Source organism: Lentzea xinjiangensis (assembly GCF_900110955.1).
GTDB lineage: Bacteria > Actinomycetota > Actinomycetes > Mycobacteriales > Pseudonocardiaceae > Lentzea > Lentzea xinjiangensis.
In genome coordinates, this window is the sequence record NZ_FOFR01000009.1 from 278,726 (window position 1) to 305,529 (window position 26,804).

At 70.9% G+C, this 26,804-nt stretch carries 28 protein-coding genes; 11 read left to right on the forward strand and 17 right to left on the reverse strand.

What is annotated here, in order from left to right; all coding sequences use genetic code 11:
- The first annotated feature begins 31 nt into the window (after positions 1 to 31).
- Positions 32 to 286 carry a WhiB family transcriptional regulator gene (locus BMW88_RS21145; RefSeq protein ID WP_015104912.1) on the forward strand — a complete coding sequence of 85 codons (255 nt, stop codon included), beginning with the start codon at positions 32 to 34 and terminating at the stop codon, positions 284 to 286.
- 160 nt (positions 287 to 446) lie between these two features.
- Here BMW88_RS21145 and BMW88_RS21150 read toward each other — a convergent pair whose 3' ends face one another.
- Positions 447 to 1,940: a PAS domain-containing sensor histidine kinase gene (locus BMW88_RS21150; RefSeq protein WP_089953143.1), complete on the reverse strand. Its 1,494-nt coding sequence runs from the start codon at positions 1,938 to 1,940 to the stop codon at positions 447 to 449.
- 54 nt (positions 1,941 to 1,994) lie between these two features.
- On the opposite strand from BMW88_RS21150, the gene BMW88_RS44465 reads away from it, so the two are divergent.
- Positions 1,995 to 2,069: a 50S ribosomal protein bL37 gene (locus BMW88_RS44465; protein ID WP_369809028.1), complete on the forward strand. Its 75-nt coding sequence runs from the start codon at positions 1,995 to 1,997 to the stop codon at positions 2,067 to 2,069.
- 65 nt (positions 2,070 to 2,134) lie between these two features.
- On the opposite strand, the gene rsrA is transcribed toward BMW88_RS44465, so the two are convergent.
- Both rsrA and BMW88_RS21160 read right to left on the reverse strand, forming a co-directional pair.
- On the reverse strand, positions 2,135 to 2,395 hold the full coding sequence (gene rsrA / locus BMW88_RS21155; protein ID WP_089953145.1) for a mycothiol system anti-sigma-R factor: 261 nt from the start codon (positions 2,393 to 2,395) through the stop codon (positions 2,135 to 2,137).
- Positions 2,392 to 3,057, reverse strand: coding sequence for a sigma-70 family RNA polymerase sigma factor (locus BMW88_RS21160; RefSeq protein ID WP_245777943.1), 666 nt, complete (start codon positions 3,055 to 3,057; stop codon positions 2,392 to 2,394). The genes rsrA and BMW88_RS21160 overlap by 4 nt, the downstream gene beginning before the upstream one ends.
- 50 nt (positions 3,058 to 3,107) lie before the next feature.
- Here BMW88_RS21160 and ybaK point away from each other — a divergent pair, with 50 nt between their 5' ends.
- A complete protein-coding gene (ybaK, locus tag BMW88_RS21165; RefSeq protein ID WP_089953147.1) occupies positions 3,108 to 3,584 on the forward strand; it encodes a Cys-tRNA(Pro) deacylase in 477 nt (158 codons plus the stop codon).
- On the opposite strand, the gene BMW88_RS21170 is transcribed toward ybaK, so the two are convergent.
- From BMW88_RS21170 to BMW88_RS21185, 4 genes are all read right to left on the reverse strand, one after another.
- On the reverse strand, positions 3,581 to 4,087 hold the full coding sequence (locus tag BMW88_RS21170) for a hypothetical protein (RefSeq protein ID WP_089953149.1): 507 nt from the start codon (positions 4,085 to 4,087) through the stop codon (positions 3,581 to 3,583). The genes ybaK and BMW88_RS21170 overlap by 4 nt on opposite strands.
- Positions 4,088 to 4,213: 126 nt before the next feature.
- Entirely contained in the window at positions 4,214 to 4,756 is a 543-nt protein-coding gene (locus BMW88_RS21175) for a DinB family protein (RefSeq protein ID WP_089953255.1), read from the reverse strand.
- 10 nt (positions 4,757 to 4,766) lie between these two features.
- Entirely contained in the window at positions 4,767 to 5,378 is a 612-nt protein-coding gene (locus BMW88_RS21180; protein WP_089953151.1) for an alpha/beta hydrolase family protein, read from the reverse strand.
- A complete protein-coding gene (locus BMW88_RS21185) occupies positions 5,375 to 6,109 on the reverse strand; it encodes an SOS response-associated peptidase (protein WP_089953153.1) in 735 nt (244 codons plus the stop codon). Before BMW88_RS21185 ends, BMW88_RS21180 begins: the two co-directional genes overlap by 4 nt.
- A gap of 137 nt (positions 6,110 to 6,246) precedes the next feature.
- Here BMW88_RS21185 and aroA point away from each other — a divergent pair, with 137 nt between their 5' ends.
- Genes aroA through BMW88_RS21205 form a run of 4 tightly spaced genes read left to right on the forward strand, consistent with a single transcriptional unit; the run spans position 6,247 to position 9,756 of the window.
- Positions 6,247 to 7,515 carry a 3-phosphoshikimate 1-carboxyvinyltransferase gene (gene aroA, locus BMW88_RS21190; protein WP_089953154.1) on the forward strand — a complete coding sequence of 423 codons (1,269 nt, stop codon included), beginning with the start codon at positions 6,247 to 6,249 and terminating at the stop codon, positions 7,513 to 7,515.
- Position 7,516: 1 nt separating this feature from the next.
- Positions 7,517 to 8,515, forward strand: coding sequence for a ribosome small subunit-dependent GTPase A (gene rsgA, locus BMW88_RS21195; RefSeq protein WP_089953156.1), 999 nt, complete (start codon positions 7,517 to 7,519; stop codon positions 8,513 to 8,515).
- 10 nt (positions 8,516 to 8,525) lie between these two features.
- Positions 8,526 to 9,005, forward strand: coding sequence for a hypothetical protein (locus BMW88_RS21200; protein ID WP_143116174.1), 480 nt, complete (start codon positions 8,526 to 8,528; stop codon positions 9,003 to 9,005).
- A 22-nt stretch (positions 9,006 to 9,027) separates the two neighbouring features.
- Entirely contained in the window at positions 9,028 to 9,756 is a 729-nt protein-coding gene (locus BMW88_RS21205) for an NAD-dependent epimerase/dehydratase family protein (RefSeq protein WP_089953160.1), read from the forward strand.
- Here BMW88_RS21205 and pruA read toward each other — a convergent pair.
- A complete protein-coding gene (pruA, locus tag BMW88_RS21210; protein WP_089953162.1) occupies positions 9,753 to 11,381 on the reverse strand; it encodes an L-glutamate gamma-semialdehyde dehydrogenase in 1,629 nt (542 codons plus the stop codon). The two genes, BMW88_RS21205 and pruA, sit on opposite strands and share 4 nt — an antisense overlap.
- Positions 11,382 to 11,417: 36 nt before the next feature.
- Between pruA and BMW88_RS21215 the strand changes: the two genes are divergently transcribed.
- Positions 11,418 to 11,804: a VOC family protein gene (locus tag BMW88_RS21215; protein WP_177221218.1), complete on the forward strand. Its 387-nt coding sequence runs from the start codon at positions 11,418 to 11,420 to the stop codon at positions 11,802 to 11,804.
- Positions 11,805 to 11,883: 79 nt separating this feature from the next.
- On the opposite strand, the gene BMW88_RS21220 is transcribed toward BMW88_RS21215, so the two are convergent.
- From BMW88_RS21220 to BMW88_RS21230, 3 genes are read right to left on the reverse strand one after another with little or no spacing between them, the layout of a single operon-like run.
- Complete coding sequence (locus BMW88_RS21220) at positions 11,884 to 12,375, reverse strand: DUF6912 family protein (RefSeq protein ID WP_089953164.1); 492 nt, start codon at positions 12,373 to 12,375, stop codon at positions 11,884 to 11,886.
- On the reverse strand, positions 12,372 to 13,763 hold the full coding sequence (locus tag BMW88_RS21225; protein WP_089953166.1) for a WS/DGAT/MGAT family O-acyltransferase: 1,392 nt from the start codon (positions 13,761 to 13,763) through the stop codon (positions 12,372 to 12,374). Before BMW88_RS21225 ends, BMW88_RS21220 begins: the two co-directional genes overlap by 4 nt.
- 10 nt (positions 13,764 to 13,773) lie before the next feature.
- A complete protein-coding gene (locus BMW88_RS21230; RefSeq protein ID WP_089953168.1) occupies positions 13,774 to 14,439 on the reverse strand; it encodes a phosphotransferase in 666 nt (221 codons plus the stop codon).
- Positions 14,440 to 14,563: 124 nt separating this feature from the next.
- Between BMW88_RS21230 and BMW88_RS21235 the strand changes: the two genes are divergently transcribed.
- Positions 14,564 to 15,316, forward strand: a complete 753-nt coding sequence (locus tag BMW88_RS21235; RefSeq protein WP_089953170.1) for a TrmH family RNA methyltransferase — start codon at positions 14,564 to 14,566, stop codon at positions 15,314 to 15,316.
- Between the two features lie 12 nt (positions 15,317 to 15,328).
- On the opposite strand, the gene BMW88_RS21240 is transcribed toward BMW88_RS21235, so the two are convergent.
- Positions 15,329 to 15,739: an HAD-IA family hydrolase gene (locus BMW88_RS21240; protein ID WP_218148151.1), complete on the reverse strand. Its 411-nt coding sequence runs from the start codon at positions 15,737 to 15,739 to the stop codon at positions 15,329 to 15,331.
- Positions 15,740 to 15,804: 65 nt separating this feature from the next.
- On the opposite strand from BMW88_RS21240, the gene BMW88_RS21245 reads away from it, so the two are divergent.
- On the forward strand, positions 15,805 to 16,209 hold the full coding sequence (locus tag BMW88_RS21245; protein WP_143116175.1) for an Rv3235 family protein: 405 nt from the start codon (positions 15,805 to 15,807) through the stop codon (positions 16,207 to 16,209).
- 341 nt (positions 16,210 to 16,550) lie between these two features.
- Here the strand turns inward: BMW88_RS21245 and secA are convergent, their stop codons facing one another.
- Positions 16,551 to 19,496: a preprotein translocase subunit SecA gene (gene secA, locus BMW88_RS21250; protein WP_089953173.1), complete on the reverse strand. Its 2,946-nt coding sequence runs from the start codon at positions 19,494 to 19,496 to the stop codon at positions 16,551 to 16,553.
- 363 nt (positions 19,497 to 19,859) lie between these two features.
- On the reverse strand, positions 19,860 to 20,528 hold the full coding sequence (gene hpf / locus BMW88_RS21255; RefSeq protein WP_089953175.1) for a ribosome hibernation-promoting factor, HPF/YfiA family: 669 nt from the start codon (positions 20,526 to 20,528) through the stop codon (positions 19,860 to 19,862).
- A gap of 956 nt (positions 20,529 to 21,484) precedes the next feature.
- On the opposite strand from hpf, the gene BMW88_RS21260 reads away from it, so the two are divergent.
- Positions 21,485 to 22,102 carry a ComF family protein gene (locus tag BMW88_RS21260; protein WP_089953177.1) on the forward strand — a complete coding sequence of 206 codons (618 nt, stop codon included), beginning with the start codon at positions 21,485 to 21,487 and terminating at the stop codon, positions 22,100 to 22,102.
- A 477-nt stretch (positions 22,103 to 22,579) separates the two neighbouring features.
- On the opposite strand, the gene BMW88_RS21265 is transcribed toward BMW88_RS21260, so the two are convergent.
- Genes BMW88_RS21265 through mtrA form a run of 3 tightly spaced genes read right to left on the reverse strand, consistent with a single transcriptional unit; the run spans position 22,580 to position 26,767 of the window.
- Positions 22,580 to 24,325: an LpqB family beta-propeller domain-containing protein gene (locus BMW88_RS21265; RefSeq protein WP_089953179.1), complete on the reverse strand. Its 1,746-nt coding sequence runs from the start codon at positions 24,323 to 24,325 to the stop codon at positions 22,580 to 22,582.
- A complete protein-coding gene (mtrB, locus tag BMW88_RS21270; RefSeq protein WP_089953181.1) occupies positions 24,322 to 26,079 on the reverse strand; it encodes an MtrAB system histidine kinase MtrB in 1,758 nt (585 codons plus the stop codon). Before mtrB ends, BMW88_RS21265 begins: the two co-directional genes overlap by 4 nt.
- Before the next feature lie 10 nt (positions 26,080 to 26,089).
- The gene (gene mtrA / locus BMW88_RS21275) at positions 26,090 to 26,767 is read right to left on the reverse strand and encodes an MtrAB system response regulator MtrA (RefSeq protein ID WP_030471262.1); all 678 of its coding nucleotides are present in this window, start codon (positions 26,765 to 26,767) and stop codon (positions 26,090 to 26,092) included.
- Positions 26,768 to 26,804 lie beyond the last annotated feature (37 nt).

Sequence of the window (26,804 nt, forward strand, 5' to 3'; positions counted from 1 at the left end):
TTGTGCGCGCCTAGGCTGAGGAGTAGTTCCAATGGACTGGCGCCACCGCGCGATCTGCCGCGACGAGGACCCCGAGCTGTTCTTCCCCGTGGGGAACAGTGGTCCCGCGCTGCTTCAGATCGCCGAGGCGAAGACCGTCTGCCGCCGTTGCCCCGTCGTCTCCGACTGCCTCGCGTGGGCGCTCGAGAGCGGCCAGGACGCCGGCGTCTGGGGCGGGATGAGCGAAGACGAGCGCCGCGCTCTCAAGCGCCGCAACGCCCGCACGCGGGCTCGCAGCAACGCCTGATAGGTGCGTTAGAGCTGCGCGAACGCAGTACTGCACAAACGTAGGACAGAGAAAGAGCCCGACACCGTGCCAGGTGTCGGGCTCTTTTCTTGTTTGCACACCCTCCCGCATGACCACGTGAGACCGCTGAGGTTGGCCATCACGTGTGCACAACGCCAGTTTACCGCCGACCTCTGAGCGGCACGCGCAGGACCGCCTCTGTACCGCCTCGGGGCCTCCGCCGCAAGCTCAACGAGCCTCTCAATTCGGAGTCGACGAGGGTCCGGACGATCTGCAGACCGAGACGATCGGTGCGCTCCAGGGAGAAACCGGGCGGAAGCCCCTTGCCGTCGTCGGTGATCGACACGTCGAGCCACTTCGCGGACCGCTCGGAGTGCACGACGACCTCTCCCCGCTGGCCAGGGGCGTAGGCGTGCTCGAAGGCGTTCTGCACGAGCTCGGTCAGCACCATCACCAGCGGGGTGGCGATCTCGGCCGGCACGATCCCGAACCCGCCCTCGCGGCGCACGCTCACCTGGGTCTCGGTGACCGCCACGTCGCTCATCATCGGGATCACCTTGTCGACCACGTCGTCGAGGTCGACCCGCTCGTCCACCGACATCGACAACGTCTCGTGGACCAGTGCGATGGACGTCACACGGCGCACCGACTCGGCGAGCGCCTCCTTCGCCTCCGGGTTGCTCAACCTGCGGCTTTGCAGGCGCAGCAGCGCCGCGACGGTCTGCAGGTTGTTCTTCACCCGGTGGTGGATCTCGCGGATCGTGGCGTCCTTGGACATCAGCGCGCGGTCCCGCCGGCGCACCTCGGTGACGTCGCGGCAGAGCACGATCGCGCCCGCGGCCTGCCCGCGCGGCCGCAGCGGCAGGGAGCGGAACAGCACCGCGGCGCCGCGCCGCGACTCGGCCTCCATGCGCATCGACGGCTGCCCGTCGAGCGCCTGCCGGATGCGCTGCGCGACCTCGGTGGCGTCGAACGGGTCACCGATCAGGCTGCGGGTGAGCGGCGCGAGGTGCACGCCGACGAGGTCGGACGCGTGCCCCATGCGGTGGTAGGCCGAGAGCGCGTTCGGGCTCGCGAACACCACCGCGCCGGACGGGTCGAGCCTGATCAGGCCGTCGCCGACGCGCGGGCTGGTGTGCACGTCCGGGGACGGCTCGGGCGCGGGGAACGTGCCGTCGGCGATCATCTGGCACAGGTCGGCGGCGCTGCCCAGGTACGAGATCTCCAGCGGCGACGGCACCCTCGGCACGGCCAGGTTCGTGCTGCGGCTCAGCACGGCGATGACCTGGGCGCCCAGCCGCACCGGGATGGTCTCGCGGCGCACCGGCACGCCCAGGTGCCAGCGCGGGTCCTCCTCGCGGCAGATGCGCGACTCGTCCATCGCCCTGCGCAGCTGCGGGTGCTCGTCCGAGGTCACCTCGCTGCCGACCACGTCCTCCGGGTGGGCCGTGGGCGCCGTCGTGGGACGGGCCTGGGCCACGCAGAGGAAGTTCTCGCCGGACGAGTCGGGACCGTCGAGCGGAACCCACATGAGGAAGTCCGCGAACGACAGGTCGGAGAGGAGTTGCCACTCGGCGACGACCAGTTGGAGGTGGTCGACGGCGGCGCCGGAGAGCTTCGTGTGCTCGGCCAGCAGATCCGTGAGCGTGCTCAGAACTCCTCCATGAGAAACTGACGGGTGAAGCAGTTCTGATCCTAGGAGACACAGATGTCGAAGCGTGCTCGCAAGCGCCGCGACCGCAAAAAGGGCGGCGCCAACCGAGGCAAGCGCCCCAACGCCTGAGTGCTGCGAAAAGGCCTGGACACCATGACGGTGACCAGGCCTTTTCGTCGTTCTGGGCGAGGGCGTCAGTCCTCGGTGCGGATCTGGACGATCGTCGCCCGGATGCGCGCCTTCAGGTCGGCGGGGGCGTAGTCACCGCCGCACTTGCGCGCGAGCAGCGCCTTGAGGTGCTCCTCCAGCCCGAACTGCTCCAGGCACGGGTGGCACTCGTCGAGGTGCGTCTGCAGTGCCTCCCGGCGGGACTGGTCGCATTCCTGGTCCAGGAACAGCCAGACCTCGGAGAGCACCTCGGAGCAGTCGGTGTCGTGGGGTTCGCCGCAGTTCATGACGCGTCTCCGTTGCTGCCTCGCAGGAAACCACGGTCGCGGGCGACGTCCGCCAGCATGTCGCGGAGCTGGCGACGGCCCCGGTGCAACCGGGACATCACCGTGCCGATCGGGGTGCCCATGATGTCTGCGATCTCCTTGTACGCGAAGCCTTCGACATCGGCGAGGTAGACCGCGATCCGGAACTCCTCCGGCAACCGCTGCAATGCTTCCTTGACGTCGCTGTCGGGCAGGTTGTCGAGTGCCTCGACCTCGGCGCTGCGCAGCCCGGACGAGGTGTGGCTCTCCGCCTGTGCAAGCTGCCAGTCCGTGATCTCCTCGGTCGGCTGCTGGATCGGCTGGCGCTGCTTCTTGCGGTAGCCGTTGATGTAGGTGTTCGTCAGGATCCGGTACAACCAGGCCTTGAGGTTCGTGCCCTCCGAAAAGGACGCGAACGCCGAGTAGGCCTTGAGGTACGTCTCCTGCACCAGGTCCTCGGCGTCCGCCGGGTTGCGCGTCATGCGCAGGGCGGCCGAGTAGAGCTGGTCGAGCATGGGCATCGCGTCGCGCTCGAAGCGCGCGGCACGCTCCGCCGTCGTCTCAGTCGTGCCGGTGGCGGGCACCGCGCTCCCTTCCCACAGGTTCTGGGTCGGTGCTGACTCTACGCGGGGCCGCTCGAGCATGTTGGTGACCACGTCCCCGTCAACAACGGAAGTGCTGGTAGTAATTCCGCATGGCCGGACGTGGGACCCCCGCCACAGCGTTGCTGGACAAGCAGCGGGTGGCGCACACCTTGCACTCGTACGAGCACGACCCCCGCCACGAGTCGTACGGACTGGAGGCGGCCGAGGCGCTCGGCCTGGTCCCGCAGCGCGTGTTCAAGACGCTCGTGGCCGAGGTGGACGGCAAGCTCGCGGTCGGCGTCGTACCGGTGACCGCGCAGCTCGACCTGAAGGGTCTCGCCGCCGCCCTGAAGGGCAAGAAGGCGAAGATGGCGGCGGTCGCCGACGCCGAGCGCGCGACCGGTTACGTCGCCGGCGGGATCTCCCCGCTCGGGCAGAAGAAGCGCCTGCCCGTGGTGCTCGACGCGTCGGCGCCGGAGTTCGAGACGATCTTCTGCAGCGCCGGCAGGCGCGGTCTCGAGGTCGAGATCGCGCCCGCCGACCTGGTGCGGCTCACCGGAGCGGTGGTCGCGGGGATCAGTGCCTAGCTGGCCGGCCAGCCGATGTTGCCGAAGCTCACGGGTGAGCCGATCCACGACGGCCACGCCGTGGTGATCCGGGCACCGAGGCTGCCCTGGCCGGGCAGGTCGAACTGGATGAACGCGGGGGTCGCCCGCGGACCGTCGATCCGCGAGCCCGCGTAGGCCACGGCGTGGTAGTACCCGTGGACGGTCGCTTCGCGGTACTCCCCCTGGCCACCGGTCAGGGAGACGTTCATGTCCTGCCCCTCGGCGTCGAGGAACCGCACGTTGCTCAGGCTGCCGCCGATCGTGCAGGTGACGCCCTCGGCGGCGGCGAACCTGATCTCATGCCCCTTGAACACGGTGCCGTGCGGGCGCATGTCGTGGGCGCTGATCACCAGGTCGTCACCGGTGCACCACGGCGCATCGGACGGCGTGCCGGCGGCTTGCGCCGCAGATGTCCCGGCGAGAGCCAGGGCGGCGGCGGCGACCAGCGAGCCGATGGTCGTGGACTTGCGGAGCCTCTTCAAGTGTTCTCCCGAATGCGAAGCGATTGTGTTCTCTTGCTAACCAGGTGACGCAATCGCTTCGCGTTCGGTTGTCGCCGGGGAGATTTCCCGTACTTCCGGCCGATCCCCGTCGTGGCGGGTATCGGCCTATTCGCCGATCCGGCCGTCGACGGCCTCGCGGAGCAGGTCGGCGTGGCCGTTGTGGCGGGAGTACTCCTCGACCATGTGGGTCAGGATCCAGCGCAGGCTCACCTTCCGGCCGTCACGCCACGGCGCGCGCTTGGCCGGCTGCCCCAGGTCGCCGTTCCCCAGCGCCTCCTCGACCGCTTCGCGGGCCCGGGCCACCTCGCCCTGCCAGAGGGTGAGGAGCTGCTCGGGCGTGTCGTGGGCGGCGGAGTGCCAGTCCCAGTCGTGGTCGGCCTTCCAGTCGACGCTCGCCCACGGCTCCAGCGGCTCGCGGTCGTGCAGCACGACGTGGAACCACTGCTGCTCGACGTAGGCGAGGTGCTTGACCAGGCCACCGAGGGTCATCGACGACTTCGCGGTGGTCCGGCCGAGCTGCTCGGCGGTGAGGCCGGCGGTCTTCCACGCGAGGGTGGCGCGGTGGAACTCCAGGAAGCCGGTCAGGGTGGCGAGCTCGTCGCCGTCCAGCGGCGGTTCCGGGCGGCCCTGCTCGTCGAAGTCGCTCATGCCCGGCAAGCTAGTCGAGCGGGCGCAGCACGCGGTCCAGCCACTCGCCGACGTACCTGCCCACGTCCGCCACGGACGCCTTCAGCGAGTGGTCGTCCTTCAGCAGCACCACTTCGCGGTGGGGAGCGTGCACCGGCTGGCCGAACGGGTCGTTCTCCCCCTGCACGACCAGGGTGGCGACCTCGACACCGTCCAGCTCGGCCATCCGGGACTTCTCCGGCTTGCCAGGGGGGTGCACCGGGAACGCGAGGCACAGCACCGCCACGGCCTGCCCCTCGACCGAGGTGCGGCAGGCCACGCGCGCACCGGACGACCGGCCCCCGAACACCAGGGGCAGGCCGTCGAACCAGCGCTCGCCGAGGTCGTCGACCACGGAGAGCCAGGCGGTGTCGAGCTGCTTGGCGGGCGCGGGGGCCCGGCGGCCCGCGACGCGGTAGGGCTGTTCGACCAGGGCCACGTGCACGCCGACGGAGTTGGCGGCGCGGCACGTGGCGACCAGGTCGGGGGCCTCGACGCCACCACCGGCGCCGTGGCCCAGGAGCAGGGCGGCACGCGGTTCGTGGGCGCAGTGCAGCGAGGCCCTCGCGGGGCCGTGCGGCGTGTCCACCAACAGCGTCGTCACGACAGCTCGGACAGGGTGGGCGCGGGCTTCTCGGCCTCGGTGAGCGAGACGCGGTCCAGCAGGGAGGGGTTGTTGTTCTTCACGCTGTTCACCGCCGTGGACACCGGGCGCAGTTCGAGCGCCTCGACGATCGAGGGGTCCGGCACCAGGAGCTCGCTCGGGTCCGCCGAGGCCGGGTCGAGCCACGCCGACCAGCGGTCCCGCGGCAGCAGCAACGGCATGCGGTGGTGCACCTCGGTCATCGCGCCGATGGCGTCCGTGGTGAGCACCGCGCACGTGACGGTCGGGACGTCGTCCTTCCACCACACGGACCAGATGCCCGCCATCGCCAGAGAAGCGCCATCGCCCAGGGTCATGAAGTACGGCTGTTTGCGCCCCTCGCCCGGCTGCCACTCGTACCAGCCCTCGGCGGGCAGGATGCAGCGGCGCTTGATGGCCGACTGCTTGTAGGCGGGCTTGGTCAGCACGGTCTCGGCGCGGGCGTTGATCATCTTGGCCGCGCCGGACAGGTCCTTGGCCCAGTGCGGGACGAGCCCCCAGCGCATGACGCGCAGGCTGCGTTCCACCTCGTCGGCGTCCTCCGCCGGCTTGCGCTCGACCACGGCCAGCACGTGCTTGGTCGGAGCGATGTTGTAGTCCGGTCCCGGCGCCTCGTCGCCGGTTCCGTCCACCGCGTCGAACTCGGCCGCCAGCAGCGCCGGGTCCTTGGTGGAGGCGTACCTACCGCACAAAACCGATCACCTCCGAAGTCGTCATCGTCGCACGTCGGGAGCACCCGTGCGACCTTGCGCGCCGTCGCGGGGCCGACCTTCGCCCCGGCGCGGGCTGGTGGTCACCGCACCAGTGCCCATGCGGGATCATTCAGGGCATGACTCAGCACTGGTCAGCCCCCGGCGCAGCAGGCCCAGTCCACTCGACGGTGCCGGTGCCCGGCTCGAAGTCGATCACGAACCGCGTTCTGGTGCTCGCGGCACTGGCTGATGAGCCGTCCACGGTGCACGCGCCGTTGCGCAGCCGCGACACGGTGCTGATGGCGTCCGCGCTCTCCTCGCTGGGCGTGCTGTTCGCCGACCGGGAGGACGGCGGCTGGGACGTCACGCCCGGTCTGCTGCGCGGACCGGCCGACGTCGACTGCGGCCTCGCGGGCACGGTCATGCGGTTCCTGCCGCCCGCCGCCGCGCTGGCCGAGGGCGAGATCCGGTTCGACGGCGACCCGCAGGCGCGCACGCGGCCGATGGGCGCGGTGCTGGACGCGTTGCGCGGGCTGGGCGCGGAGGTCGACGGCGACGCGCTGCCGTTCACGATGCGCGGCACCGGATCGGTGCCCGGCGGCGAGGTGACGATCGACGCGTCGGGCTCGTCGCAGTTCGTGTCGGGACTGCTGCTCTCGGGCGCCCGGTACGACAAGGGCGTGACGGTGCGCCACGCGGGCAAGCCGGTGCCGTCGCTGCCGCACATCGACATGACGGTCCAGACGCTGCGGGCGGCCGGCGTCCGGGTGGACACCGGCACGGCCGACGTGTGGCACGTCGAGCCCGGCGTGATCGGCGCCCGCACGTGGCACGTGGAGCCGGACCTGTCGAACGCGACGGTGTTCCTGGCGGCGGCCGCGGTGACCGGTGGCGAGGTGACCGTGCCCGGCTGGCCGGCCGTGACGACGCAGCCCGGCGACGCGGTGCGCGGCATCCTGGAGCGCATGGGATGCGAGGTCGCGCTGTCGGACGCGGGCCTGACGGTGCGCGGCCCGGAGAAGCTGGCCGGCCTGGACGTCGACCTGCGCGACGAGAGCGAGCTGACGCCGACCGTGGCCGCGCTGGCCGCGCTGGCCGAGGGCCGCACGGTGATCCGCGGTGTCGCCCACATCCGCGGCCACGAGACGGACCGGATCGCCGCTCTCGTGAACGAGATCAACGCGCTGGGCGGCAATGCGACCGAGACCGAGGACGGCCTGGTCATCGACCCGGCGCCGTTGCGCGGCGGGCTGTGGAAGGCCTACGCCGACCACCGGATGGCGACCGCGGGCGCGATCATCGGCCTCGTGGTGCCCGGCGTCGAGGTGGACGACATCGGCTCGACGACGAAGACGATCCCGGACTTCCCGGGCATGTGGGACGCGATGCTCACGGGGGCGCGTTGACGTGAGCAAGCAGGACTGGCGCAAGCTCGACGAATCGGACGTGCGCGTGCGCCCCGGCAAGGGGACGCGGCCACGCAGCAAGAGGCGCCCGGAACACGCCGACGCCGAGAGCGCGATGGTGATCGGCGTGGACCGCGGCCGCTGGACGTGCGCCATGGAGTCCGGCGCCGTCGTCACGGCGATGCGGGCACGCGAACTGGGCCGCACGCCCGTGGTGGTGGGCGACCAGGTCGGCATCGTCGGTGACACGTCGGGCCAGCCGGACACGCTGGCCCGCATCGTGCGCGTCGAGGAGCGCACCTCGGTGCTGCGCCGGACGGCCGACGACACGGACCCGTTCGAACGAGTCGTCGTCGCGAACGCCTCCCAGCTCATCATGGTGGTGGCGCTGGCGGACCCCCCGCCGCGCACGGGCTTCATCGACCGGTGCCTGGTCGCCGCGTACGCCGGCGGTCTGGAACCGGTGCTGTGCCTGACGAAGGCGGACCTCGCCTCCGCCGACGACCTGCTGGCGCTCTACACCGAGCTCGACGTGCCGGTGATCGTGACGCGCTTCGACGAGGAGCCCGCCGAGCTGCGCGCGCGGTTGACCGACACGGTGTCGTGCCTGATCGGCCACTCCGGCGTGGGCAAGTCGACGCTGGTCAACAAGCTCGTCCCGGACGCGAACCGCGCGGTGGGCGTGGTGTCCGGCGTCGGCAAGGGCCGGCACACCTCGACGCAGGCGGTGGCGCTGCGCCTGCCCGGCGGCGGCTGGGTCGTGGACACCCCGGGCATCCGCTCGTTCGGCCTCGCGCACATCACCCCGGACGACATCGTGAAGGCGTTCCCCGACTTCGCGGAGGCCGCGGAGGAGTGCCCGCCCGGTTGCGGCCACCTGGGCGCGCCGGAGGACCCCGGCTGCGTGCTGGACGAGCTGGTGCCGGACGCTCCCGGCCGGCTCACGTCGCTGCGGCGGCTGCTCGCGTCACGTGCCGGGCTCGACGACTACACCGACTGAACGGATGACCGTGACCAGGCCTTACCTCGGACCGGCGCTGCTGCTCGGCGTGCTGACGGCGTGCACGGCACAACAACCGGCTCCCCCGGCGTTCGAGGACACCGATCCCTGCACGTTGCTCGCGGCGGGCGACGCCGGCGCGCTCAGCGGCACTCCGGCCAGGACCGAGCGGGCGTGCGACTACCCGTTCGACTCGTTGAGGGCGCGGCTGACCCTGGAGACCGGGGAGTTCGCGGACGCGTCGCAGGAGCTGCTGGCCGGCGGCGGCTACGGCGCGGTGATCGGCGACCGCCCGATGACCCGGCGCTGCGATGTCGATTCGGGCGGGGACGAGTCGGGCGAGGTGACGTGCGACGCCGTTGTCGAGGTGCGGGACGGGCAGCTGATCCGGCTGAAGGTCGTCCAGCGCAGCCATGACGCCAACGCGGTCGGACAGGTCACCCAGTCACTCGCCGGCAAGGCGCTGGGGAGGGTGCCCGTCACGTCTTGAGGCGCTGTCTCGTCCACTGGTCATGAAGGTATTCGTGATCGGTGCGACGGGTGTGCTCGGACGGGAAGCGGTGCCGCGGCTGCGGGCGGCGGGACACGAGGTCGGGGTGCTGGACCGGCGCACGACGTCGATGTTCGACGCCGGGCAGCTCGCCGCGGCGCTGACGGGCTACGACGCCGTCGTCAACCTCGCCACCCGCATCCCGCTCGGCGCGAAGGCCGTGCTGGCCGGCGCCTGGGCCGAGAACAACCGGATCCGCACGGAGGGCAGCGCGGCCGTGGCCGAGGCCGCGACCAGGGCCGGTGTCGGGCGGATCGTGCAGGAGGGCATCTCGTTCGTCTACGCGGACGGCGGCGACCGGGAGCTCGACGAGGACGCGCCGCTCGACCCGGTCGGGCACGTCGCGAGCTCGGTGCGGGCCCAGCACAACGTCCTCGCCCACCCCGGCGGGGTGTTCCTGCGCATCGGGATGCTGATCGGCGGCGAGGCGCAGCCGCCGCCGGTGCTCGTGGGCGACGGCTGGATGTCGGTCGTGCACCCCGGTGACGCGGCGGCCGCGGCGGTCGCCACCCTCGACGCGCCTCCCGGGGTCTACAACGTCGGGACGCCGGTGCTGAAGCGGGACACGGGCATCACCCGGTTGCCGGGGTTCGTGGGCAGGGCGACGGCGTCGTTCGAGGTCTTCTCGCGGTCGCAGCGGGTGGTGAGCAGGAAGCTGACCGAGGCGACGGGCTGGACGCCGCGGGCCTAGCCCATGTGCGGGTACCTGTGGCCGGTCGGCGGCACCAGGGTCTCCTTGACGACGCGCGGGCTCGTCCAGCGCTGGAGGTTGTAGATCGAGCCCGCCTTGTCGTTGGTGCCGGAGCCGCGCGAGCCGCCGAACGGCTGCTGCCCCACGACCGCGCCGGTCGGCTTGTCGTTGACGTAGAAGTTGCCCGCCGCGAACCGCAGGGCCTTGTGCGCCTGCTCGATGGCGGCGCGGTCACGTGCGAAGATGGCACCCGTCAGCGCGTACGGGGTGGAGGTGTCGATGATCTCCATCATCTTCGGGAAGTCCGCGTCGTCGTAGACGTGCACCGCGAGGATCGGGCCGAAGTACTCCGTGGTGAAGATGTCGTGGTGCGGGTCGGTGCCGAGCAGCACGGTCGGGTCGACGAAGTAGCCGACCGAGTCGTCGCAGGAGCCGCCGGCCAGGACCTCGACCGAAGTGGACGCGGAGGCCATCAGCAGGGCCTCCGAGTGCTTGGTGAACGCGCGGCGGTCGATCACGGCGCCGCCGAACACCGACAGGTCCGTGACGTCGCCGTAAGCCAAGGACTTCGTGACGTCGAGCAGCCGTTCGCGCACTTCTCTCTCCCACAACGAACGCGGGACGTACGCCCGTGACGCGGCACTGCACTTCTGGCCCTGGTACTCGAAAGCACCACGGACGAGGCCGGTGACGAGCGCCGCCGGATCGGCGGAAGCGTGTGCCAGCACGAAGTCCTTGCCGCCGGTCTCCCCGACGACGCGCGGGTAGGCGCGGTAGTTGTCGAGGTTGCCGGCCATCGTCTGCCACAGCGCCTTGAACGTGCGGGTGGAGCCGGTGAAGTGCAGCCCGGCGAAGAACCTGTCCCGCAACGCCACCTGGCTCACGGCCTGGCCGTCGCCGGTGACGAGGTTGACCACGCCCGGCGGCAGACCGGCCTCCTCCAGCAGCCGCATGGTGAAGTGCGCGGCGAGCTGCTGCGCCGGCGACGGCTTCCACAGCACGGTGTTGCCCATCAGCGCGGGCGCGAGCGGCAGGTTGCCGGCGATGGCGGTGAAGTTGAACGGCGTGATCGCCACGACGAACCCGTCGAGTGGCCGGTGGTCCATCCGGTTCCACGCGCCGGCGCTGGAGAGCGGCTGCTCCTCGAGCACGCGCCGCCCGAAGTGGACGTTGAACCGGAGGAAGTCGATCAGCTCGCACGCCGAGTCGATCTCGGCCTGCTGCACGGACTTCGACTGCCCGAGGATCGTGGCGGCGTTGAGGGTGTCGCGCCACGGCCCCGCGAGCAGGTCGGCGGCACGGAGGAAGACGGCGGCGCGCTCGTCGAACGGCAGCTCCTGCCAGCCGGGCGCGGCGTGCTGGGCGGCCCGCATGGCCTCCGCGACGTCGGAGTTCGTGGCCTGCGCCGTCACCCCGAGCACGTGCCGGTGGTCGTGCGGCTGGACGACGTCGATGCGATCGCCACCCGCCATGCGCTGCCGACCGCCGATGGTCATGGTCAGCTCGTGGGAGGCGCCTTCGAGCTCGGCGATGCGCGCCTGCAGGCTGGCGCGTTCGGCACTGCCGGGAGCGTAGGTGTGCACCGGCTCGTTGACCGGTTCGGGTGCAGACGTTACGGCGTCCATTCCCCCATCGTGGCACGCAGTAGTAGGGTCCGTCGGGTGGCGCGGGTGACTGGCATCGGCGGGGTTTTCCTGCGTTCCCGGGACCCCGTGCGCCTGGCCGCCTGGTACCGCGACAACCTCGGTGTGCCGATGAGCGAGAAGGGCACCGTCACCTTCCACTGGCTCGACACGGCGACGTCCGAGCACCCCGGCACGACGACGATGGCGTTGTTCGCGCAGGACACCGACTACATCGGCGAACCCCACCAGCGCACCATGCTGAACCTGCGCGTCGACGACCTGGTGTCGTTGATGGCGACGCTGAAGGCGCGCGGGGTCGAGGTGCTGCCGGAGACCGAGGACTCGGAGTTCGGGCGGTTCGGCTGGTGCGTCGACCCGGAGGGCAACCGGATCGAGCTGTGGGAGCCCGCGGAGGGCATGTGAGCGGCTCCCCGATCGCGCCACCGGTCCCGGGGTTCGGTGCGGACGACCACCGCACCCCTTCCCGAGCCGGTCCACCGGCCTACATGAGCTCCAGCACGAACGGGAGTTCCTGAGGCGCGTACCAGGCCAGTTCGTGGTCCTCGGCGCTGCCCAGCGCGAACTCCGCGTCCGGGTCGCCGAGGTCGGCCGCGTCCACCACCTCCGCCGCCGCCCGCACGTCGTCCTCCGCCTCGGCCGTGTCGAGGTGCACGGCCGCGACCGCCTTCAGCGTCACCGGGCCGGAGATCTTCACGACCGAGAAGTCGAGGTCCGGGCGCAGCTTCACCTCGTCGACGTCCACCGAGACCACCGCGCGGCGCGGCTCGGCCTTCTCGTCGCCCGCCAGCAGCCGCAACGAGGCGCGGGCCGCGTCGAGCATCGCGGCGTACTCCAGCTCCTCCGTGTCGCCGGCGGCGTAGGACTCGCGCAGCGCGGGCGTCAGCGCGAAGGCCGTGCCGCCGACCGCGGTCAGCTCGCCGGTGTCGGCGAACTCGCGCAGCATCGCCACCGTGGCCGGGATGTAGACCCTCATGCGCTCGCCGTCCCCATCAGTTCCTCCACCGACTCCTCGACCATGCTCGCGAGAACGTCCACATCGGACATGGCGTCGCGGTCGCCGTTCAGCCCGAAGTACACACCGCCGTCGTACGACGTCACCCCGATGGCCAGCGCCTGGTTCTTGGCGAGCGGGACCACCGGGAAGATCTCGGTCATTCTCGCGCCCGCCGCGTACAGCGGCACCTGCGGGCCGGGAACGTTCGTGACGATCACGTTGAACAGCCTGCGGCTGAACGAGCTGGCGGCCCGCGCGCCGAGTGCGTGCAGCGTCGGCGGCGCGAAGCCGGAGACCTTCACCAGCGCGTCGGCGGCGACGGACCGGCCGGACTCCTGGTGCGCGCGCATCGCGTGGCTCACGTGGTGCAGCCGCACGACCGGGTTCGGCTCGCCGACCGGCAGGTCGACGAGGTAGGCGCTCACGTTGTTGCCGGAGTCGGGGTCGGCGTCGCGCACGCTCAGCGGGGCCATCGCCCGGATCGTGGTGCTGCCGGTGACGTTCTCGCCGCGGCTGAGCAGCCAGTTGCGCAGCGCGCCGGACAGAGCGGCGAGCACGACGTCGTTGACTGTGCCGCCGTGCGCCTTGCGGATGGCGCGCAGGTCGTCGAGCTGGGCGCGCGCCACGGCGAAGCGGCGCTGCGGAGAGGTGATGCGGACGTTCAGCGGGGTGCCGGGTGCGGGCGTGGCCGCGGTGCGCACGGCCGACGCGAGGACGCCGAACGCGCTGAAGACCTTCTCGACCGTGTTGACGGTGTCGAGCGCGGCGCTGCGGACGTTCTCGACGAGCTCTCCCGGGCGCTGCACGATGTCGGTGACCGCGTCGGCCACGAGCTGCAGCGAGCTGGGCTCCGGCTGCGGCATCCACAGGTTCTCGACGTTCGTGCGCGGCGACGGCGACACGTCCAGCATGACCTGGCCGATCTCCAGCGACGCGATGCCGTCGACCATGGCCTGGTGGGTCTTGGTGATGACCGCGGTCTGGTTCTTCGCGAGACCCTCGACGAGGTAGACCTCCCACAGCGGGCGGGAGTGGTCGAGCGGGCGGGACATCAGCCGCGCGACGAGGTCGTGCAGCTGCGCCTCGCTGCCCGGCTTGGGCAACGCCGAGCGGCGCACGTGGTAGGTGACGTCGAAGTCCGGGTCGTCCACCCAGACGGGGCGCGCGATGCGGCCGGGGACCTGGACGACCTTCTGCCGGTAGCGCGGCACGAGGCTCAGGCGTTGCTCGATGAGGTCGACGAGCTTGTCGTAGTCGAAGCCGGCCTTGGGCCGCCGGAACACCGCCACGCCGCCGACGTGCATCGGCGTCGTGGAGTCCTCCAGGTACAGGAACGAGGCGTCCAGCGCTGACAGGCGGTCCGGCATGCCACCCAGCCTAGTGGCGCTCGCGGTCCATCAACTTCCGCAGAGCCTCGCGTTCCCGCGGATCGCGGTCGTGGCGTTCGAGGCGGATGCGCGCGGCCTCCGGGATCGCCTCGACCGCCTTCGGGTCCACATTCGCCATGAACGACCTGAGGAACCGCCACCGCGTGAGCTTCTTGACCGGCGCGAGGCGGGCCACGGCGAGCGACACCCAGCTGAGCGCGACGTCGAGCCGGCGGTCGCCCTTCGTCGCGGACGCCCAGTCGAGCACGACGGGACCTTCCGGGCCGAGCACGACGTTGCCGGGGTGCAGGTCGAGGTGCAGCAGGTGGCCCTCGCCGCTGAGGAAGTCGGGCGCCGCGATGGCGTCCAGGCGGCGGTGCAGGTCCGCGAGCTCCCTGCCGAGGTGACCGGCGAGCCACGGCCTGCGGCCGATCTCCTCGGACATCCGCGGGCCGGGCACGTACTGCATGACGAGCTCGTCGGCCGTCACGTCGTGCACCCGCGGGACGGGGATGCCGTAGCCACTCAGATACGTCATCATCTCGGCCTCGCGCCGCAGGTCACGACCCGTGCGGGTGCGTTTGACCAGCAAGCCGTCGGACCGGATGAAGACGTCCGAGTCCTGGCCGCTCGCGAGGTGCTGACGATGCGCGACGCTGCGCATACCTGCCGTCATGTGACGATCATCATCGATATGATCCGGAGCACAAGGGCCGAACGGCTCTAGTCGTGCTGTTCACCCGTTCGAGCCGGGTGTGCCGACCGACAGGGCCGGGAACGCCGTCTGGCACCCTCTTGCTGTGGAAATCTCGCCCAAGGACCGCTTCGTCACCGTCTACGGCCGCAAGCCCGTGCTGGAGGCGCTGGACGACCCGGCGCTGTCGGTGGACAAGGTGGTGCTCGCCGACACGGCCCGTGGCCCGGCGGCGCGCGAGATCCTCGACGCGGCCCGGTCCCGCGGCGTCGCGGTGCAACGGGCGACCGCGCAGCGCGTGAAGGTGCTGGCCGGCAACGGCAAGCAGGACCAGGGCGTGCTCGCCGACGTGGTGGCGCCGCGGATGAAGCCGCTCGCGCTCGCGCTGGAAGAGGACTCGCTGCGGTCCGTGCTGGTCCTCGACGGCATCACCACGCCGGCGAACGTCGGCATGATCCTGCGCACCGCGACCGCCGCGGGCATCGACGGCATCGTGGTGCCGCGCCGTGGCGTCGCGTCGATCGACCCGCTGGTGGTGAAGGCCTCCGCCGGGGTGGCCTTCCGGGCGCCCGTGCTGCGCTGCGGCACCGCGGCGGAGGCCTCGGCGTTGCTGCGCGCGTCCGGCTACCCGCTGTACGCGCTGGACTCCCACGCGTCCGACACGATCTACTCCGCGGCCTTCGGCGAACGCGCCGCCTTCGTGCTGGGCAGCGAGACGTCCGGGATCACCGACGACGTGCGCCCGCACATCACGTCGTGGCTCTCGATCCCGATGGCGGCGGGCGTGGAGTCGCTCAACGTGGCGTCAGCGGCGGCCGTGCTCTGCTTCGAGCTCGTGCGGCGCGCTCAAGACCGATGACCCGGCTTCTGCTCAGTCGCGGAGCGCGATTCCCAGCAGGATCTCCAGCTCGTCGATCGTGGACCGCGCCGACGTGTGGTGGACGCCGACCATGCCCGCCTCCGCCGCGCCCCTGACGTTGATGGCGAGGTCGTCGACGAAGACGCACTCCGCCGGTGCCAGGTCCAGCTTGGTGGCCGTGAGCAGGTAGATGCCGACATCCGGCTTCGCGAGGCCGACCTCGCCGGAGAGGACCGCGACGTCGAGCAGGCCCTGGAGGGCGGCGGGCGGGTGCCACCAGCCGTCGGCGTTGGACAGCAGGGCGGTCTTGAGGCCGTGTCGCCGCGCCCCGCGGAGAGCCGTGAGGAGCGGCGGCTCCGCCGGGTTGTCCTCACCGGGGTCGGTCAGCACGCCGCCGTAGTCGAGCACCAGGGCTTTCAGCACGCGTGGACCGTACCCACTTTCGGGTGGCACGTGTCCTGATCCACGGGTTGACGCGCCTGGTTGGCATGCCCCCAGTCGTCCGCCGCCTCGCTCCGTACGAGCCCCCGGCCGGGGTGGCCGTCATCCCGCGGCCCCGTCCACGGCCCGTCCCGCCGCCGGTTCCGGAGCCGCCGTCGCCTCCGCTCGACGCCACCCGGCTGCTCGGCGTGGTGCTGGAGGTGCTGGACGGCCGGCGGCCCGCCCGGCTGCTGCGCCAGGTGGCCGTGCCCGGGCTCGCGGCCCGGCTGGGGGCTCTCGTGCGGGCCAGGAGCACGCGGATGGTGCGGGCGCCCCGGATCTGCCACCCGTCGCGGTTCGTCGCCGAGGTCTCGGTGACCGTGCGCCGGGAGGGGCGGGTCCTGGCGGTGGCGGCTCGGGCGGAGCACCGGGGTGGGCAGTGGTGGCTGACCGCGTTCACGGTGCTGGAGTGAGGCCGGTGGAGCGGTGCGGGCCATGCGGGCAGCGCGGACCGTATGGGCCACACGGGCCGTGCGGGCTACGGGCAGGGCGCTGGGGTGAAGGCCCGGAAGCGGAGTACGCCGCATCCGCGGTGCTGGAGCGAGGCCTCGCAAGCTGCGCAAGCCGAGCTCTGCCCTCTGCTCCAGCCCCGCCCAGCCCTGCCCTCCCGGCTCCAGCTCCTGACCCGGCCCCGGCCCGAAGCACACCCCCACGAACCACGTAAGCCGCGCCCCGCCCTCGGCGCGAAGCCCCCGAAAGCCGCGTGGGCCGCGTTCCAGGAGGAACGCGGCCCACGCGGTGCGGTGCTGAGCGGTCAGCGGTGCTTGCGCTGGTTCTTCGCCGCCTGACGGGCCGCCTCGCGGCGCTCCTTGCGGGTGCCGCCCTGCTGGCCCCCGGCGCCGTTCGGCTCGCCGTGCTCGTCGACGCCGCCGTCCTCGGCGGGGCCGCTGTAGCTCAGGTGCTGCTGGCCGGGGCCGCCCAGGCCCTTGCCGCGCAGGGCGGGCGGGATGGCGTTGCCGGCGGAGAGCTGGGCCATGGCCGGGCCGGAGGGGGCCTGCGCCTGCTGCTGGGCCTGCTGCTGGGCCGCTGCCGCCGCCCGTGCACGGGCCCGTGCGCCGCCTGCCTGCTGGGTCTGCTGGGTCTTCGGCAGTGCCTGGGGCGCCGCGCTCAGGGTCACGGGGACCTCGGGCTGGGCGGGCTCCGGCTCGGCCGCCTCGACCTGGAGGTTGAAGAGGAAGCCGACGGTCTCCTCCTTCAACGCGTCGAGCATCGCGTTGAACATGTCGAAGCCCTCGCGCTGGTACTCGATGAGGGGGTCGCGCTGCGCCATCGCGCGCAGGCCGATGCCCTCCTTCAAGTAGTCCATCTCGTAGAGGTGCTCGCGCCACTTGCGGTCCAGGACGGACAGCAGGACGCGGCGCTCCAGCTCGCGGGTGGCGCCTTCGCCGACCCTGCCGTCGATGTCCGCCTCGCGGGCGCGGTAGGCCTTCAGGGCGTCCTCGACCAGGAGGTCGCGCAGGTACTCGCGGGTGATGTCCTCGTCGGACTCGAGGAGCTCCTTCGGGTCCAGCGAGATCGGGTAGAGGGTCTTGAGGGCCGACCAGAGCTTCTCGAAGTCCCAGTCCTCGGCGTAGCCGTCGGCGGTGGCGCCGTTGACGTACTCCTCGACGACGCTCTCGATCATGTGCTCGACCTGCTCGCGCAGGTCCTCGCCCTCGAGGACGCGGCGGCGCTCGGCGTAGATCACCGTGCGCTGGCGGTTCATGACCTCGTCGTACTTGAGGACGTTCTTGCGGATCTCGAAGTTCTGCTGCTCGACCTGGGTCTGCGCGCTGCGGATCGCGCGGGTGACCATCTTGTGCTCGATCGGCACGTCGTCCGGCACGTTCAGGCGCGTCATGACCATCTCGACCATGGACGCGTTGAAGCGGCGCATCAGCTCGTCCTGCAGCGACAGGTAGAAGCGCGACTCGCCGGGGTCGCCCTGGCGGCCGGTGCGGCCGCGGAGCTGGTTGTCGATGCGGCGCGACTCGTGGCGCTCGGTGCCGAGCACGTACAGACCGCCGGCCTCGCGGACCTCGTCGGCCTCGGCCTTGCCCTGGATCGTCAGCTCCTCGACAACCTTGGCCCAGGCGGCCTCGTACTCCTCCGGCGTCTCCACCGGGTCGAGGCCGCGCTCGCGCAGCTCGTGGTCGGCGATGATGTCCGGGTTGCCGCCCAGCACGATGTCGGTACCGCGACCGGCCATGTTCGTGGCGACCGTGACGGCGCCCTTGCGGCCGGCCTTGGCGATGATCAGCGCCTCGCGGTCGTGGTGCTTCGCGTTCAGCACCTCGTGCGGGATTCCCCTGCGCAGCAACAGCTTAGAGAGGTACTCGGAGCGCTCGACGCTCGTCGTGCCGATCAGGACCGGCTGGCCCTTCTCGTGCTTCTCGGCGATGTCGTCGGCGACCGCGTTGAACTTCGCCTCCTCGGTCTTGTAGACGAGGTCGGGCTGGTCCCTGCGCTGCGGCGGGCGGTTCGTCGGGATCGGGACGACGCCCAGCTTGTAGGTCTGGTGGAACTCGGCCGCCTCCGTCTCGGCGGTACCGGTCATGCCGCCGAGCTTCTCGTAGAGGCGGAAGTAGTTCTGCAGCGTGATCGTGGCGAGGGTCTGGTTCTCCGCCTTGATCTCCACGCCTTCCTTGGCCTCGATGGCCTGGTGCATGCCCTCGTTGTAGCGGCGGCCCGCGAGCACGCGGCCCGTGAACTCGTCGACGATCATGACTTCACCGTTGCGGACGATGTAGTCCTTGTCGCGGTTGTAGAGCTCCTTCGCCTTGAGGGCGTTGTTCAGGTAGCCCACCAGCGGCGTGTTCGCGGCCTCGTAGAGGTTGTCGATGCCGAGCTGGTCCTCGATGAACTCCACGCCGAGCTCGGTGACGGCGATCGTGCGCTTCTTCTCGTCGTACTGGTAGTGGTACGACTTCGACTTCTCCTCGACGACCTCGAGGCGCTCCTTCTGCGAGAGCGTCGTGACGTCGATGCCGCGCATCCGCGGGACGAGCCGGGCGAACTCGGTGTACCAGCGCGCCGACTGCTCGGCGGGACCGGAGATGATCAGCGGCGTGCGGGCCTCGTCGATGAGGATCGAGTCGACCTCGTCGACGATCGCGAAGTAGTGGCCGCGCTGCACGCACTCGTCCAGGCTCCACGCCATGTTGTCGCGCAGGTAGTCGAAGCCGAACTCGTTGTTCGTGCCGTAGGTGATGTCCGAGTTGTACGCCGCACGACGCTGGTCGGGCGTCATCTCGGAGAGGATCGCGCCGACGGACATGCCGAGGAAGCGGTGCACGCGGCCCATCCAGTCCGCGTCGCGCTTGGCCAGGTAGTCGTTCGTGGTGATGACGTGGACGCCCTTGCCGGCGATGGCGTTGAGGTAGACCGGCATGACCGAGGTCAGCGTCTTGCCCTCACCGGTGCGCATCTCGGAGATCTGGCCGAGGTGCAGCGCGGCGCCACCCATCATCTGCACGTCGTAGGGGCGCTGACCCAGGGTGCGCTTCGCGGCCTCGCGGGCGACGGCGAAGGCCTCCGGCAGCAGCTCGTCGAGCGACTCGCCGTCGGCGTGGCGCTTCCTGAACTCCTCGGTCTTGCCGCGCAGCTCGGCGTCGGAGAGGTCGACCACGTCATCTTCTAGGCCGTTGATGGCGTGTGCGATGTTGCGGAGGCGCTTGAGCATCTTGCCCTCGCCGGAGCGGAGCAGTCGGGACAGCACCATCTGGATAGACCTCATCACCTGTATCGCGGCGCGCCCACGTCGGACGCCTTTCCCCTGCCCATCGTAGGCAAGTCGCCAAGATGTGTGCACGGACACAGGCGGATTGGGACAACTGACCTGGTATACGCAGGTCAGCTGGCATTTCTGCGCAGTCCCACGAGCCGCCCGTCGCCGTGCGCCCCAGCTCGGCTACTGAAGTGGAGAACGCTCGGGGCCCGTGGGAAGGTTCCTGGTCCGGCCAAGTTCACCTTGACGGTGAACGCGGGGCGCGGAATGGCTCCGCCCGGCGGTGGACGCGAGCCGCCGTCCCGCACACGAGGGGTGCGGGACGGCGGCGGTCGGAGGTTGGTGTGGGTTACCGCGTCAGGCCAGCCTGATCACGCCGTAGTCGAACCCCTTCCGGCGGTACACGACGCTCGGGCGCCCGCTGTCGCTGTCGGCGAACAGGTAGAAGTCGTGGCCGACCAGCTCCATCTCGTAGAGGGCCTGGTCGACGGTCATCGGTTTGGCGGCGTGCTCCTTTTCGCGTACGACGCGTCCGGGCAACTTCTCGTCGAGGCCGTCGTCCCACCGCTGCGCGGGCACTTCCGCCATGCCCTCGTAGTCGGCCTCGGGTGCGTCGAGCACCGCGGTCTTCGCGCGGCGCGACGTCATGCTCTCGCCTGCGGAGGGGATGTCTCCCAGTCCGCTTGTCGCTTCCGCCACCGAGATCGGGGCGCGGGCCCCGTGGTGGACGCGCCTGCGGTCGTGCGACCGGCGCAGGCGGTTCTCGAGCTTCGCGACCGCGGCATCGAGTGCGGCGTAGAAGTCACCCGCACAGGCTTCGGAACGGACCACGGGTCCACGTCCCTTGCCGGTGATTTCGACCCGCTGGCAGTTCTTCGACTGACGGCGGTTCGGCTCGTGGAAAAGCTCCACGTCGAAGCGGATGACCTTGCGGTCGTAGCGCTCAAGCCGGGCCAGCTTTTCGGCAACGTGCACCCTGTAGTGATCGGGCACCTCGACGTTGCGGCCCTTAACGACGATGTCCATACACGACCTCCCTCGCTTTGCTGCGAGCATTGGCTGGACTGGATTCTCGCGCCGTGGCGATCTTCTGATCGCGGGTGTGTCGCAGAGGGTCGTCCTCCGCAGGTCTCACGGCGCCAGGGTCATGGGCTCTTCGCCTCCTCCCCGCGGGCCGGGAACGCTGATAGCGGTGCACGTTAGCTTGGGATTCACCGTCGCGTAAGCCCCCTTGCCGGGGGAACGACGGAATTTTTCCTCGACTACGCAGCGCGACAACGGCGCGTCGCCAGTCGTATCCCGAGCGTGCCACGAACCGCGCTCACCGGCACCTCGCTCACCCGAACGGCGCAGGCCAGGACCGGCACTCGACGGCAGCGTCGCTGCGTCGAACGGGTCCGGTCGCGGCCTCATACCCAGCCAACGGGCGACCTCCGCGTCATGTTCCCGAAACGTGGAAGAGATCGATTCCGAACCACTCCGCCACCCCCGGCGGCAGTTCTCACCGCGGAACTGATCGGTGCCGATGCCCGATCACGGCCCAGTCACGGGCGGCTGAACGGCGGATTTCGCCCAATGCCGGACAAGTCGGTTGATCACGTTCAGCACCGGACATGAACACATTTCAATGAATAACCGCTGGTCAGCTCAGCATGTGAATAATCGTTAACGCCGGAGGCGTGTGACGGGCGCCCGCACGGGTCACCCAGGGCGGTACGGCCGGGCAGCACGTCTCGATAGGACGGTCGCCCTTCACGCGGACGTCGCGGTTCGGCAATCTCCGCTCAACACGGCCCGACACAAACGGGTCAAAACGAGTGAGCGATCTTGGCAGATCGCGCCGGAACTACCGGTCCACGCGTCTCAGCCGGCCCAGCGGAGATCGACAACATAATCAGAACTTCACTCGTGTGGGCGGTGCCGAAAGACCCCCTGCCCGCGCGACCGGATTTTCTGTCAGACCCTCCCGCCATCCTGGTCCCATGACAGCTCTCGACCTGCTCCTGCCGTCGACGTGCGCCGGCTGCGGCCGCCGCGGCACCGCTTGCTGCGCCAGGTGCCTCGCCGGCTTCGGCCCTCCGCAGCCGGTCCGGGTCCCCGGTGTGGGGCCTCCCGTGTGGGCGCTGGCCGCCTACCACGGCGTGGCGCGGGAGCTCGTGCTCGCGTTCAAGGAGCGGGGCGCACGGGAGCTCGCGGCGTGGTTCGGGGCCTTGGTGGCGGCGGCTCTGGTGTCGGTGGGGCCCGCGCCGTGGACCCTCGTGCCCGCGCCCTCGCGGCGCAGCGCCGCACGAGAACGCGGAGGTGACCACATGCTGCGCATCGCGCGGGAGGTGGAGATCGCCACCGTCGCGCCGGTGCTGCGCCTGAGACCCGGCGTGGCCGACTCGGTGGGCCTGAGCGCCGGGGCACGGCGGCAGAACCTCGCCGGCCGCGTCGAGGTGTGCGGCCGGCCGCCGCCGGGCACCACCGTGGTGCTCGACGACGTCATCACCACCGGGGCGACGGCGGCGGCTTGCGTTCGCGCGTTGCGGGGAGCCGGGGTGCGGGCTCGCGGCGTGGTGGTGCTGACCTCGGCTCGGCCGCACCAGGCTGGGATGTGAGCGTCGGCCGGGTGCTGCCCTGCCGGGCTGCGGTGCGGGGCTGATCTCAAACCCAGTCGGCTGGGCCCAGTCGGTGCGGGCCCAGCCGACTGGGCCCGCACCGACCTCGGGCACACCCGCCCCGGGAAGCCGACCAGGCATGCAAGGGAACGCGGGGGCCCCGCGTTTCCCTCAGGGGAACGCGGGGCCCCCGCGTGGCGGCTGGGGGACGGAGGTGTGGATGGCCTGACTTGGTGCAACGGCCTGTGTGCTCGCTGGCGTGCGGCCTGCCTGGCGTGCGCTGAGGCCACGACTGCTCCTGGCGTGCGCTGAGGCCACGACTGCTCCTGGCGTGCGCTGGGGCCACGACTGCTCGGCCGGCGATGACGACCAGGACGTCGGCGGCTCCAGCAAGCGAGGCGGCCCACGTCTCGAGCCGACGGCCGCCGACGCAGCCGGCCAAGCCGCGGCCAGCCGGACAGCCGGCACCGGCGCCCGTCAGCCCGGGTAGAAGACCAGCGCGCCCGAGGACACCCGGATCCCGCTGGACCGCCACACGTCGGTGATGTCCGAGGCCGACCACAGCCCGGAGGGGTCGATCACCTGCACCTGACGCGCGGGTGCCGCCGCCACCGGTCCCACCGGCACGGTGAGGTTCGACTGGCTGTAGCGGTCGAGCTTGTAGCCGTCCGCGTAGACCTTGGTGACCGGCAACGACGGCAGCGAGGAGGAGACGACCAGCACGTCCTGGGACAGCCAGTCGAGCGACTGCACGGCCGCTCCCAGCGTCGCGGGCTGGACCTGGCGGGGTGAGCGCAGGGCCACGTCCTGGTTGTTGCGCACCACGGACGCCACGTAGAGCTTGCCCGCGATCACCAGTGCTGCTCTCGTGCCGTCGCGCGAGAGGCGGAGTTCGCTGATGGGGCCGAACGGCAGGACCTCGGTGATGTTGACGCCCTTGGCCGTCCAGCCGCCGTTGTCGGAACGGGTGACGCGGGCGACGGAGGTGCCGTCGACCGCCGTCCAGACCTCGGTGGCCGGTTCCTTCACGCCGCTCGACAGCAGCCAGGTGGGGCGCGACAGCGTGGTGGCGCGCTGGTCCACTTCGGACAGCTCCTGCTCCAGCTCCCCCACGCGCAGGCGCATCCCGCCGGCCGCTCTGGTCACCACGGCCAGGCGCGAGCCGTCGAGCGACTGGGCCGCGCTGACGACGTTGTAGGTGCCGTTGCCCGCCGGGCCCTTGATGGGGCTGCCGTCGCTGAGCGAGCGGATCGTGCCGTCCACCACGAGCATGCCCCGGAGGTCCGCGTTCAACGCCAGCAGGTCGTCGCCCGCGGTCGCCGACACGTCGGCGGGGCGGTAGTCGCGCTGGTCCGGCAGGATCTGCTGGCCGTCGACCAGCACCCGCACCCGCGAGGTGGTGACGCCGGAGTACGACTTCACGACCTGGGCCACGATCTGCTTGCTCTTCTCGGGCGTCAGGTCCTTGCCCACCTTGGTGAGGTTGACCTCCAGCGCGCCGTCGTCGGCCTCCTTCGTCTCCGAGAAGACGTCGGTGTCCGGGCCGAGGGCGCTGACCAGCGTGTCGCGCACGGCGTCGCCGGGGCCCTTGATCAGCAGTTCCGTGACCCTGGTGGGGATGCTCGTCGCGGGCGGGATGACGACGTAGCGCGGGTCCGGCACCAGCACGGTGAACTCGGGGTTGTAGAAGTACAGCGTCACCCGGCGGTAGTTGTTGTTGAACAGGCTTTGCGGCATGTAGACGCCCGGCGGCGGCTCGGAGATGCGCCACTGGTTCTCGCTGTTGCGCTCCAGCCTCACGGCCTGCTGGACGTCGCCGAGGCGCGGCACGAACGAGTTGTCGTTGCCCAGCCGGCCGACGTACTTGCCTTGCAGCAGAACGGTTTGCGTCTTGTCCTGCGGCGCCTGCGTGGCCGGGGTGGGCGGCACCGTGGCGAACGTGGTCTCGATGATCGTGGGGTTCTTGGTGTCCCACTTCTGGTTGGCTTCCGGCGTCAGGTAGGCGCGGGCGGCCGCGAAGTCGCTGTCCGGGTTCGAGGTCGCGTCGATGAAGTCGCGGACCAGCATGAACGGGTCGATGTTCTGGCGCGGCTCCGGTGCCTTGACCGTGTTCGTCGCCCTGCTGTCCTTCGACCCGATCGGCTTGGGCTGGGTGTTCGTCGGGATCGCGGCGCACCCGGACAGCGTCACGAGGACGAGCACCAGCAAGGAGAGCCGCTTCACCGCACTTCCTCCGAAACCTCTTCCGACGACCTCTCCGCGGGAGGCCCGTCGACGGGCTCCGCGGGCTGCCAGGTGATCTCCTCGGGGGTCAGCTCGACGACGCCGTGCTCCTCCGCGGCCGGTTCCTCCGCCACCGCGACGGGGTGGCTGGAGATCGCGGGCGCGAGCGGCAGCGGGCTCTCCCGCACCTCCTCGCCGTGCCTGCGCGGCAGCGTCAGCCGGAACACGGCGCCGTGGCCGGGTTCGCCCCACGCCTCCAGCCAGCCGCCGTGCAGGCGCGCGTCCTCCAGCGAGATCGACAGGCCGAGGCCCGTGCCGCCGGTGCGGCGGTTGCGGGAGGGGTCGGCGCGCCAGAAGCGGCTGAACACGAGCTCCGCCTCGCCCTGCCGCAGGCCGACGCCGTGGTCCCGCACGGTGATGGCGACGGCGTCGTCGTTGCCGCGCATGGTGAGCTCGACCGGCTGGCCCTCGCCGTGGTCGATGGCGTTGGCGAGCAGGTTGCGCAGGATCCGTTCGACGCGGCGGGAGTCGAGCTCCGCGGTGAGCTCGGACTCGGGCAGGTCCAGCACCACGGGCGAGTTGGCGTTCGTCGCGATGGCGCGCACCGAGTCGTGCGCGCGGCGGGCCAGCACGCGGATGTCGACCTGTTCGGCGGTCAGCTCCTCGACGCCGGCGTCGAGCCGCGAGATCTCCAGCAGGTCGCCCAGCAGCGACTCGAACCGGTCGAGCTCGTCGACCAGCAGCTCGGTGGAGCGGGCGAGACCGGCGGGGAACTGCTCGCGCGAGGCGTGCAGGACGTCCGCGGCCATGCGCACCGTCGTGAGCGGTGTGCGCAGCTCGTGCGAGACGTCAGAGGTGAACCGGCGCTGGAGCTGGCCGAACTCCTCGAGCTGCTTGAACTGGGCCTGGATCGACTCGGCCATCTCGTTGAACGACTCGGCCAGGCGCGCCACGTCGTCCTCGCCGACGACGTGCATGCGCTCGTGCAGGGTGCCGTCCGCGAACCGCTCCGCGACCTCGGCCGCCTGCCGCACCGGCCGCACGACCTGGCGCGTCACGAGGTTCGCGATGAGCGCGAGCAGGACCAGCAGCACGATGCCGCCGACCACCAGCGTCGACTGCACGACCTCGGCGGTGCGCTGCTCGGAGGTGAGCGGGAAGATCAGGTAGAGCTGCATCGAGCGGGCGGACGTGCTCATCGGCAGGCCCACGACGAAGAGCGTGGTGTGCGCGTTGCCGCGCTGCACCGTGTGGATCTGGGTGCCCTCGTCGCCGTTCTCGACCATCTCGCGCAGGCCGCGCGGCACGTCCTCCAGCGGTCCGACCGACGGCACCCGCCCGGCGCCGCTCGACCCGAGCCCGTCGGCGAGCACGGCTTCGAACGCGCCGGCGCCCGCCGTCGTGGCGTCCGTGCCGACGCCGCCGACGGCGAGCTTGTTGATCGCGCTGGTGAACCGCGTCTGGACGCTGTCCGGGCCGGGGTTCAGGCCGACCAGGTCGGACTGGATCAGGTTGCGCGAGGCCATCGCCTGGCGCACCGCGGCCTCGTCCTTGGTGCTCAGGAGCTGGTTGGTGATCTGCATCTGCAGCACCATGCCCAGCACGAAGACCACAGCGGACGACAACGCGAGCGTGGACACCACGACGCGCAGTTGCAGCGAACGACGCCACAGGTCACCGAACGCGGCCCAGCGCTTCCGCGCCTCCTCGGCGAGGAACTGCGCCTTCGCGACGACCGGCCGAACGAACTTCATAAGTCACCTGTCACGGAGGGCCGGCTTTGTACCCGACACCGCGGACGGTCAACACCACCTCGGGGTGCTCCGGGTCCCGTTCGACCTTGGAGCGCAGCCGCTGCACGTGGACGTTCACCAAGCGGGTGTCGGCGGCGTGGCGGTAGCCCCACACCTGCTCGAGCAGCACCTCGCGGGTGAAGACCTGGCGCGGCTTGCGGGCCAGCGCGACGAGGAGGTCGAACTCCAGCGGCGTGAGCTGGATGGGCCTGCCCTCGCGCAGCACCTCGTGACCGGGGACGTCGATGGTGAGGTCGCCGATCTGCAGCACCTCGGACGGCTCGGCCTCGGTGCGGCGCAGGCGCGCCCGGATGCGGGCGACCAGCTCCTTGGGCTTGAACGGCTTGACCACGTAGTCGTCCGCACCGGACTCGAGGCCCAGCACCACGTCGACCGTGTCGCTCTTCGCGGTGAGCATCACGATCGGCACGCCCGACTCGGACCTGATCGCCTTGCAGACGTCGATGCCGTTCATGCCGGGCAGCATCAGGTCGAGCAGCACGAGGTCGGGCTTGAGCTCGCGCAGCGCGGGCAGGGCACGGGCACCGTCGGCGACCACCGCGGTGTCGAAGCCCTCCCCGCGCAACACGATCGTCAGCATCTCCGCCAGGGCGGGGTCGTCATCGACGACGAGCACGCGTGCCTTCATACCCAACATCGTCCCACTGCCGGTCGCGCGTTCGCGC